General features: G+C 72.7%; 7 protein-coding genes. 2 read left to right on the top strand and 5 right to left on the bottom strand.

Annotated features, from left to right (window positions below; translation table 11 throughout):
- The first annotated feature begins 127 nt into the window (after positions 1-127).
- Together argJ and ACTB72_RS09450 are read left to right on the top strand one after the other, a co-directional pair.
- Entirely contained in the window at positions 128-1,570 is a 1,443-nt protein-coding gene (gene argJ / locus ACTB72_RS09455) for a bifunctional glutamate N-acetyltransferase/amino-acid acetyltransferase ArgJ (protein WP_463036740.1), read from the top strand.
- A 486-nt stretch (positions 1,571-2,056) separates the two neighbouring features.
- Positions 2,057-2,494 carry a (deoxy)nucleoside triphosphate pyrophosphohydrolase gene (locus tag ACTB72_RS09450; protein WP_463036739.1) on the top strand — a complete coding sequence of 146 codons (438 nt, stop codon included), beginning with the start codon at positions 2,057-2,059 and terminating at the stop codon, positions 2,492-2,494.
- Positions 2,495-2,543: 49 nt separating this feature from the next.
- Here the strand turns inward: ACTB72_RS09450 and ACTB72_RS09445 are convergent, their stop codons facing one another.
- From ACTB72_RS09445 to ppdK, 5 genes are all read right to left on the bottom strand, one after another.
- A complete protein-coding gene (locus ACTB72_RS09445; RefSeq protein ID WP_463036738.1) occupies positions 2,544-3,650 on the bottom strand; it encodes a glycosyltransferase family 4 protein in 1,107 nt (368 codons plus the stop codon).
- A gap of 98 nt (positions 3,651-3,748) precedes the next feature.
- Positions 3,749-4,495 (bottom strand): hypothetical protein, encoded by a 747-nt coding sequence (locus ACTB72_RS09440; protein ID WP_463036737.1) that lies wholly within the window; start codon positions 4,493-4,495, stop codon positions 3,749-3,751.
- Positions 4,496-4,925: 430 nt separating this feature from the next.
- A complete protein-coding gene (locus tag ACTB72_RS09435) occupies positions 4,926-5,738 on the bottom strand; it encodes a cell wall hydrolase (protein WP_463036736.1) in 813 nt (270 codons plus the stop codon).
- Between the two features lie 229 nt (positions 5,739-5,967).
- Entirely contained in the window at positions 5,968-6,960 is a 993-nt protein-coding gene (locus ACTB72_RS09430) for an ArgK/MeaB family GTPase (protein ID WP_463036735.1), read from the bottom strand.
- The gene (ppdK, locus tag ACTB72_RS09425; RefSeq protein WP_463036734.1) at positions 6,957-9,626 is read right to left on the bottom strand and encodes a pyruvate, phosphate dikinase; all 2,670 of its coding nucleotides are present in this window, start codon (positions 9,624-9,626) and stop codon (positions 6,957-6,959) included. The genes ACTB72_RS09430 and ppdK overlap by 4 nt, the downstream gene beginning before the upstream one ends.
- Positions 9,627-9,679: the final 53 nt, after the last annotated feature.

Below are 9,679 nucleotides of genomic sequence, written 5' to 3'. Positions count from 1 at the left end.
TTTTCCCCGCCCCCTGCCCCGCCCCGGATCAACTCGCCGCGTGTCCTCGCCCCGCGCACGCGCTATCTCGTTGCGCTGAACGCCGGCACCTGACCGGCGCATCGAGGATCGAGCCCCGGGGGACGCCATGGCCAGCGACGGCAAGAAGAAGAAATCCGGCGGCAAGAAGAAGAGCGCGCCGACCTCGCGCGCGGACCTTCTCGCCCGTCTCGACGTCTTGAAGACCGAGGTCGCGACGCTCGACGCCGCCCTGCGCGACGTGTTTCCGGCGGCGGAAACCCCTGCCGAGACGCCGGCCGCAGCCCCCGTCGCGGCCAAGCCCGCGAAGGCGGCGCCGAAGGTCTCGCCGCTCGCCCCCGCCGCCTTCCCCGACCTGCCGCCGGTGGCGGGCGTGCGCTTCGCCGCCGGCGAGGCGGGCGTGCGCTACAAGGGCCGCAAGGACGTGATGCTGGCGATGCTCTCGCCCGGCTCGGTGGTGACGGGGGTGTTCACCCGCTCGTCCACCCGCTCCGCCCCGGTGCTGTGGTGCGAGGCGCTGCGCGACGCGCCCGGCGTCAAGGGCGCCCAGGCGATCCTGGTCAATTCCGGCAACGCCAACGCCTTCACGGGCCGCAGCGGAGCCGAGGCGGTGGAGGCGCTGGCCGAAGCCGTCGCCGCCGCCACCGGCGCGCCGAAATCGGGCGTGTGGATGGCCTCGACCGGCGTGATCGGCGAGACGCTGCCCCATGAGCGGATCGCGGCGAAGCTCGACGACCTGACCGCCGCGCTGTCCGAGGACGCCGGCGAGAACGCCGCGCGCGCCATCATGACCACCGACACCTTCCCCAAGGGGGCGTCCGAGGTGCTGGCGCTGGACGGCGCCAAGGTGACCATCGCGGGCTTCGCCAAGGGCTCGGGCATGATCGCGCCGGACATGGCGACGATGCTGGGCTTCGTGTTCACCGACGCGGCCATCGACCGGGACCTGCTGCGCCGGATGCTGGCCGAGAGCGCGGATCGTTCGTTCAACGCCATCACCGTGGACAGCGACACCTCGACGTCGGACACCGTGCTCGTGGCGGCGACGGGGCGGGCGGCGATGGACCCGATCGCCTCCAAGCGCGACCCGCGCGCGGCGGCCTTCGCCGCGGCGCTGGAGCGGGTGCTGCGCGATCTGGCGCTGCAGATCGTGCGCGACGGCGAGGGGGCGACCAAGCTGGTGGCGATCACCGTGACCGGCGCGAAGACCGACCGGGCGGCGAAGAAGGTCGGGCTCGCCATCGCCAACTCGCCGCTGGTCAAGACCGCCATCGCCGGCGAGGACCCCAACTGGGGGCGCATCGTGATGGCGGTGGGCAAATCGGGCGAGGCCGCCGACCGGGACCTGCTCTCGATCCGCTTCGGCGAGTTCACCGTGGCCGAGGCCGGCTGGGTGTCGCCCGACTACCGCGAGGCGGACGGTGCGGCCTACATGAAGCAGGCGGAGCTGGAGATCGGGGTGGATCTGGGCGTCGGGTCCGGGAGCGCCACGGTGTGGACCTGCGACCTGACCAAGCGTTACATCGAGATCAACGCCGACTACCGCTCCTGATCCCATCCTTGCGCGCGGTCCCCGGTCCGGGAGCCGCGCGCAGACGGATCGCAGGTGGGAACGCGGCGCCCGCGCGGCTCGGAGACGGGGACGAGGGGGGCGACGTCTCCTCGCTTGCAGTCCGTCCTGCTGGGAATCGCAGGGTCTTCTTGCGGAGACGGCGGAAGGTCAGGGCGGATCAGGCTGATCGCGCGGCGGATCGGCCTCGGCCGGCGACGGTGCGCGACCCGCGTCAGACGTATCGCGAGGCCTTGGGGCATCGCCGCGCTCCGGTCGACGCAACGGGAGGACGGGGCATCGGGAGGACGGGGCATCGGGAGGCCGGGGCATCGGGAGGCCGGGGCATCGGGAGGCCGGGGCAACGGGAGGTCGGGCCGTCGCCGGGCTGAGGCGCAGGCCGCCGTCACCCTGCCCCGCGTCGCCTTGATCCGGCGCCCGGCAACAGGCAATGAAGCGCCCACCGACTGGTCCAGGAGCCGCCGCGCCATGCAAGACATTCCGACCCGTGACCCCGCCCCCTCCGCCAAGCCGCTGGTGCTGGTCGCGGCCTGCGCGCTGGTCGATCCTGACGGCCGGATCCTGCTCGCCCAGCGGCCCGAGGGCAAGCCCATGGCCGGGCTCTGGGAGTTTCCCGGCGGCAAGCTGGAGACCGGCGAGACGCCCGAAGCCTGCCTGATCCGCGAGCTGCATGAGGAGCTGGGGATCGAGACCTGGGCGAGCTGCCTCGCGCCGCTCGCCTTCGCCTCGCATGGCTACGAGACGTTCCACCTGCTGATGCCGCTCTATGTCTGCCGCCGCTGGCAGGGGACGGCGCAGGGGCGCGAGGGGCAACGGCTGGCCTGGGCGCGGCCCGCGGCGCTGCGCGACTATCCGATGCCCCAAGCCGACCTGCCGCTGATCCCGATGCTGCAGGACTGGCTCTGACGGCTTCCGGGGCGGGCGGGCGGTTCGCCCGCCCGCCCCGGACCGCGCCTCAGGCGAGCTGGCCGGGCGCTTCGATCCCGCTCGGCTGCGGTTCGGTCCAGCCGTAATGCGCCTCCAGCCGGTCGACATGGCGGTCCATGCGGAACCGGGTCTCGAACACCAGGCGCGCGGCATCGCCCAGGGCCGCCAGCCACGGCGGATCGTTGGCCAGACGCTCCAGCGCCCGGGCGAGCCCAGCCGCGTCGCGCGCCGGGATATGGACCAGGCCGTCGCCCTGCGGCAACGCCTCGCCGATGTCGCCGGCCGGCGCGGCCACCGCCGGCAGCCCCGCCCGGAGCGCCTGCAGCAGGGTCAGCGGCAGCCCCCCGCGCGATGAGGGATAGGCCAGCACATCGGCCCATTCCATCAGATCCTCGGCCGAAGCGGCGCTGATCCGACCCGGGAAATCCGCGGCGACGCCCAGGCGACGCGCCTCCGCCTTGGCATGGACCCGCTCGGGGCCGGAGCCCGCGAGCACCGCCTCCGCCTCGATCCCATGGGCGCGCAGCATGGCGAGCGACTGCACCACCGCGCGCGCGCCCTTGCAGCGGGTCATCGGCGCCACGAACAGCACGCGCAGCGGGCGGTCGCGGCCCGGGCGCGCCGGCAGCTGACGCCGCACCGGGGGCGCGTCGGGCAGCGCGTTGCGCAGGATCGCCACCCGGTCGGCCGGCGCGCCCAGATCCTCGATCAGAAAGCGGGCGAGGTCGCGCCCCAGCGCCAGGTTCACATGCGCGATCCGCGCCCCCATCCGCATCGCCAGCCGCGTGGGCAGCCAGGCGTCGCGCGCCGCGGCGACGAGGTCTGGCCCGTGCAGATGGATCACCACCCGCAGCCCCAGCGCCCGCCCCAGCGCCGCCAGCAGCCCCTTTCGCCAGAGGCTTCCCAGTTCGGCCACCATCAGATGCACGGCGTCGACGCGCCCGCTCATCGCCAGAGCGATCAGCCGGAACGCCGCCGCCGCGAAGAAGATCGGCGAGGTGAGCACGAAGGGCCCGCGGGCCGGCACGGTCCAGGCGGCCGTCCCGCGCGCGGCGAGCTCCTCCGCCACCTGCCTGGCATAGGCTTGCAGGCCGCTGCCGCCCCCCGGTCCGATCAGACAGACGCCCTTGGTCATCGCGGCCTCCCTGCTGCGCCCGAACCGCGTGCTGCGCGGTGCTTTTGCGCAGGATGACGCGAAGATGGTTGACGATCTGTTAACTCTGGCCGCCTCCCTCAGGCGACGCGAACCCCGACCTCTCCCGACACCGCGGCGTAGAGCCGGAGATCGATGTCGAGCGCGCAGCGCAGACGATCGCGGAGCCGCGGCGACAGGCTCGCCGGCGGCGCCATCGGCGGGGCCAGGCTGCCGCTCAGCGTCTCCTGCGGGACCGGCCAGCCGAAGACGTCCGTGAGGTAGCGCGCGAAGTCGTCCAGATCCTCCTCGCGCCCGCAGAGCGCGTTGACCCGCCCCAGATTGGCCAGCGCCGCGGCGAGCTGGGTCGCGTCCGGCGCCGTGTCGGAGAACAGCGGCAGGCCGGCGCAGAGCCGCGTGGCCAGGCCGATCCGGCGCGCACGCACCGGCTGGAGATCGAGCAGGCGGGTCACCAGATCCTCGGGATCGGCCAGAGGCAGATCCGCGCCCGAACGTCCGGTGGCGTTGATCACGTGATGCTCGGACAGGATCGACAGCGCTGCGGCGAAGCGCAGGAAGGCGCGCTCGGGATCGGAGAGGACGCAGACATGCATGATCCGGTCGCGCTGGCCGTCGAGATAGCCGAAGGGCAGCCGGCCGGAGACCACGCGCAGCTCCTCCGACAACGGCTCCAGCGCCGCCGGATAGCGTGAGCGGAGCCCGTGCATCGGATCTTTCAGAATCAACCGTCGCGCCTCCGGCACATTGGCCGCGAACACCGCGCGGTCGATCGCCCGGGCGGCGCAGCCCGGAGGCCAGGTGTGCAGAACCAGAAGGTTGGAGCTCACGTTGTTCCCCCAGCGTGAAAACGGAATACGTGAATGAACCTTTTCCGACGCAGGCCAAGAGTCAACCTAAGGTTGTCGTCGAAGTTGACCGCAATCGGCGATCGCGCGCCGAAATTCCCGGATTTCGGGCTGGCTCGCCGAAAAACAGCAAATCACGTCCGATCCAAGGACATTGTTTCGCCCGGAAACGGAGACATCGGACCTGGATTTTCAGAGGCCGGGACGGTCGGGGGGGAATCATGCCGCGCGATCGGGAAGCCCCGCGGATCGCGGCGGCGGCTCGGGATGGCTGAAGGCGGCCGGCGCAGAACGCCAGTCGGGATCGTCCGCCTCCGGCCCCCCGGGCGGACGCCCGGCGCGCACCCGAGGTCCTTCGGAGAAATTGGCAGGGTCGCGCGCGGGAAAGCCCGGCGCGCGACCTGGGCCGGGCTCAGCGGCTCGCGTAGGCGCCGGGCGCCCGGTAGAAGATGTGGACGCCGATCTCCGCGGTCTGGTCGAACCGCTTCGCCCAGCGCGGGTGCACATGGTCGGCGTGATAATGCGTGGCGCCTTCGGTGAGCGTGCGCGCATGCCCGTCGAGCATCCCGCGGGCCACCTTGCCCACCCGCTGATAGGCGTCGCGTTCGCTGATCGCATCCGACTTGCCGTCGCAGTTGTAGGAGAACTGGCAGCCGTAGCGCGCGCGCGAGGCGCCCTGGCGGACCACCTTGCACACGGTGTTGGGGTAGTCGGGACGATCCACGCGGTTGAGGATCACCTCGGCCACCGCCACCTGGCCGGCCAGCGTCTCGCCGCGGGCCTCGAAATAGAGCGCTTCGGCGAGGCATTGCCACTGGGCGTCGCCGGCGGCGTCCAGCCCCTCGAAGTCGGCCCATTCGAGCCGGCCCTGCCCCGCGACCCCGGAGAGCCCCGCGGCGGCCCGCGAGCCGCCCCGCTGCAGGGAGGCGAGGGTGGAGCGGTCCTCGATGCTCAGATGCTCGAGCGCGCGCATGCCGGAGCGAGGGGTGACCCGCCCCTCGACCGCGTCGAGATCGACCGCGCCGCGACGGGCGGCGAAACCGGCGAGCTTCTCACGCTCCACCGCCAGGGCGGCCGAAACGAAGCCCGGCTCGAAAGCCGGGGAAACCGAGCGTGGGCTGTCGGCGCGGGCCTCCGCCTGGGCCGGGGAAACGGCGCCGAGAAACGTGGCGACGACAGCGACGGCGACGGCCGTCCGAAACGCGGCGCGGGGCGCCGATACCATAATCGCGACCGCCGAGCGGGTGCGTTGACGAGGGGACGCGGCCGCCGGGCGGCGCGCGGCCCGGCGATCGTTTGATCGCGTCATCGGGCCTCTCCTGGATCGTTTCCATGTGTCTGCCCGCCTAAGACCACGGCCAAAACCGGGAAATCCAGCCATAAAGCGCGCAGCGGCCTGCGCCATCCGACGCAACCGCCAACTAAGGCCATGTTTTATAAGGGATTAACCAAACTTAAGAAAATTGGTTTCGCAGCGCTTCGTGGAGGCTTGCCATCGTCATCAGCGTCGTCGAGAAAGGAGTTTGGCGAAATTTGGGCGAGTTCAGAGAATCACCGCCCAGCCGCGATCCCATCCTCCCGTACTCGGCCTGTATCGTGGTCCGCGCCCAGGCGCGGGCGTGCTCCAGCCGCTGCGCGGCGAGGCTGGCGGGGGTCATTCCATGCGCCCGCGCCTCCAGCGCCGCGACGAAATCGTCGGCACCGTCGGGCGAGGTGGACGAGCAGATCAGCGCCTGCGGGACGCTGCCGTCAGGTCGCGGCGGGGCCAGCGACAGCGCCCCCTTGAGGTCGGCGAGCGCCCGGCGCGCGGGTCCGCCGAGGTCGGCCTTGGTGACCACCAGCAGGTGCGGCGCCTCCATCACCCCGGATTTCATGAACTGCAGCGCGTCGCCCGACGACGGCTGAACGCAGAGCGCGACGGTGTCGGCCATGTCGACGATCTCGATCTCGGACTGGCCGACGCCGACGGTTTCGACCAGCACCCGGTCATAGAGCGCGCGCATCAGGATCATCGCCGGAAAGGTCAGCTCGGCGAGCCCCCCCAGCCGGTCGCGCGCGGCCATGGAGCGGACGAAGACGCCCGCGTCCTCGGGGTCGGTGGCGATGCGGGTGCGGTCGCCCAGAAGCGCGCCGCGGGACCGGCGCGACGACGGATCCACCGCGATCACCGCCACGGTCAGACCGCGCCTGCGCCAGTTCGACACCAGCCGGTTGGCGAGCGAGGATTTGCCGACCCCCGGCGGGCCGGTCAGCCCGATGACATGGCCCTGAGGGGCCTGGTGGGCGGCGTCGAGCAGGGCCGCCGTCTCCGGGGCCTGGGCATGGCTCTCGATCCGCGCCAGCGCCCGGGCGAGCCTGGCCTTGCCGCCCGCGCGCAGCGCCGCCAGCGCGGCCGCGCCGTCGGTCTCCTGCGTCTCGGCCCTCATCTCCACCGTGGTATCCGTCATTCCGCCGCCGTCTCCGCCGCCTTGCCCGCCGCCGAAGCCTCGCGCACCCGTCGCTGAAGAATGGTGGCCTGCGCGCAGGCGAGCCGGGCGATCGGCACCCGGAACGGCGAGCAGGACACGTAGTCGAAGCCCGCCGCCTCGCAGAAGCGGATCGAGGCCGGGTCGCCGCCATGCTCGCCGCAGAGCCCCAGGGGGATCCCCGGCTTGTGGTCACGCGCCCGGTCGGCGGCGATCACCATCAGCTCGCCCACCCCCTCGAGATCAAGGGTATGGAACGGGTCCTCCGCGAAGACCCCGAGGTTCACGTAATCGCGCATGAAGCGCCCGGCGTCGTCGCGGCTGAGCCCATAGGTCATCTGCGTCAGGTCGTTGGTGCCGAAGCTCAGGAAATCGAGATCCTCGGCCAGGTCCCCCGCCCGCAGGGCGGCGCGCGGCGTCTCCACCATCACCCCGACCTTGTAGGCGAAGGTCCGCCCGGTTTCGGCCGAGACCGAGATCGCCACCGAGTCGATGGTGCGCCGGATCATCGTCGCCTCGCGCTTGGCCGAGACCAGCGGGATCATGATCTCGGGCACGACCAGGGGGCCGTCGGTCCAGGACTGGGCGAGGGCCTCGAAAATGGCGCGGACCTGCATCTCGTAGATCTCGGGCATGGTCACGCCCAGCCGGCAGCCGCGCTTGCCGAGCATCGGGTTGAATTCCTGCATGTCGTCGATGCGGCGGCGGAGCGCGCGCAGCGACAGGCCCGTGGCCTCGGCCAGCTCCCCCAGCTCGTCGTCGGCATGGGGCAGGAATTCGTGCAGCGGCGGGTCGAGCAGCCTTATGGTGACCGGGCGGCCCTGCATCACCCGATAAAGCGCCATGAAATCGGCGCGCTGCATCGGCAGCAACTGGTCGAGCGCCGCGCGGCGGTCGCTCTCCTTCTCCGCCAGGATCATCCGGCGCATCGCGGTGATCCGGCCCTTTTCGAAGAACATGTGCTCGGTCCGCGCCAGCCCGATGCCGTCGGCCGCGAAGCCGAGCGCCACGCGGGCGTCCTGCGCGGTGTCGGCGTTCGCGCGCACCTTCATGCGGCGCATGCCGTCGGCCCAGTCCATCAGCTCGGCCAGCGCGCCCGAAAACTCGGGCTGCACGGTGGGCGCGGCGCCGGCCAGCGCCTCCCCGGCCGAGCCGTCCACGGTGATCAGATCGCCCTCGCGGAACACCCGCCCGTCCGGCGCGGTCAGTTCGCGCGCCTGCATGTCGAGCGAAAGCCCCGAGGCGCCGACCACGCAGGGCGTCCCCAGCCCCCGCGCCACCACGGCGGCGTGAGAGGTCATGCCGCCGCGCACGGTCAGCACGCCGGCGGCGGAGTGCATGCCGCGGATGTCCTCGGGGCTCGTCTCCACCCGCACCAGGATGGCGGGGATGCCGCGGGCCGCGGCGGCGTCGGCGGCCTCGGCGGCGAAGACGATGGGGCCGTGCGCGGCCCCGGGGCTCGCAGGCAGGCCGCGGGCCAGAAGGTCGCGCGGCGCGAGGGGGTCGATGGTCGGGTGCAGCAGTTCCGACAGCAGGCGCGGCTCGACCCGCAGCACCGCGTCCTCGATCTGGATCGCGCCGGATTTGGCGAGATCCACCGCCACCCGCACCGCGGCGCGCGGCGTGCGGCGGATGGGATCCGCGCCCAGCACCGACAGCTCGCCCCCCTCCAGCGTGAATTCCAGCGCCATCGCCTCGGCGAAATGCCGCTCGGCCAGCGCGCCGAGCGCGCGCAGACGGTCGGCGATGGCCGGCGCGGCCTCCTCCAGCGAAGGGTCGCGCACGCCCGCCTCCCGCCGCTCCGCAGCCCCGATCAGGCGCGGGGTGCGCAGACCGGCGGAGGCGTCGTTGCCCTGCGCCTGAAACAGCATCCGGCCCCGCAGCCCCGGCTCCCCCGACTGCTCGGAGCGGAACGCCACGCGCCCGGCCCCCGACAGGTCCGGCGCGAGCCCCATCGCCATCTCCTGCACGATCAGCGCGAGGCCGCCGGTCTCCGGCCCCCCCCGCGACGCGCGCAGCAGCCGGGCGGAAACGGAGCCCCACATCCGCGCCATCGCCCGCATCGCGCCCGCCAGCTGATCGGCGGCGGTCAGGGGGAACGGATCGCCCGTCTCCTCCTCATGCAGGTCGAGGAAGGTCGCGATCAGCTCGTCCAGCGCCTCGGCGTCCAGATCGCGCTCGGTCTCCGCGCCATGGTCCTTCAGCGCGTCATGCAGCGCGTATTCGAAGGCCTCGGGATCGGCGCCGCCGACATGGACCGCATAGGCGTGGATCAGGCGGCGGGTGGCGTCGCGGGCCGCGCGGGGGCCGATGCGCGGCTCCAGCGCCTCGACCGAGGCCCCGAGATTGAGCAGCGTCGCCGGCCCGCCCCATTCCTTCTTGCCCGGAGAGGCGCGCAGCGCCAGCAGCCCGCCCGGCGCGAGCCCCGCCAGCGCCGCGTCGAAGCCCGCGCCCAGCGCCTCCGCCCCTTCCGCGCCCAGCCGGGCGACCGCCTCGGCCGAGACCGCGAAGCCGGGCTTCACCGGCATGCCGAGACCGATGAGTCGCGACAGCGTCGCCGCCTTGCGCCCGAAGCGCGCCGATTCCTCGGCCCCGCCGGGGCCCAGCGGGGCGATCAGGTCGTGCGACAGGTCCGTTTCGGGGCGCATGGCGCGCCTCCTTGCCCATTGTGCTATGCAGCAAGCCTAGCCGGGGCCGTGGG

Source organism: Albimonas sp. (assembly GCF_055129145.1).
Note: the sequence above shows the minus strand (reverse complement) of the source record. Positions and strands in the feature narration are given on the sequence as shown.

Coding starts and splice junctions, on each gene's coding strand:
- ACTB72_RS09435 (WP_463036736.1), bottom strand. CDS start 5,738: ATGGTATCGGCGCCCCGCGCCGCGTTTCGGACGGCCGTCGCCGTCGCT.
- argJ (WP_463036740.1), top strand. CDS start 128: ATGGCCAGCGACGGCAAGAAGAAGAAATCCGGCGGCAAGAAGAAGAGC.
- ACTB72_RS09430 (WP_463036735.1), bottom strand. CDS start 6,960: ATGACGGATACCACGGTGGAGATGAGGGCCGAGACGCAGGAGACCGAC.
- ACTB72_RS09450 (WP_463036739.1), top strand. CDS start 2,057: ATGCAAGACATTCCGACCCGTGACCCCGCCCCCTCCGCCAAGCCGCTG.
- ppdK (WP_463036734.1), bottom strand. CDS start 9,626: ATGCGCCCCGAAACGGACCTGTCGCACGACCTGATCGCCCCGCTGGGC.
- ACTB72_RS09445 (WP_463036738.1), bottom strand. CDS start 3,650: ATGACCAAGGGCGTCTGTCTGATCGGACCGGGGGGCGGCAGCGGCCTG.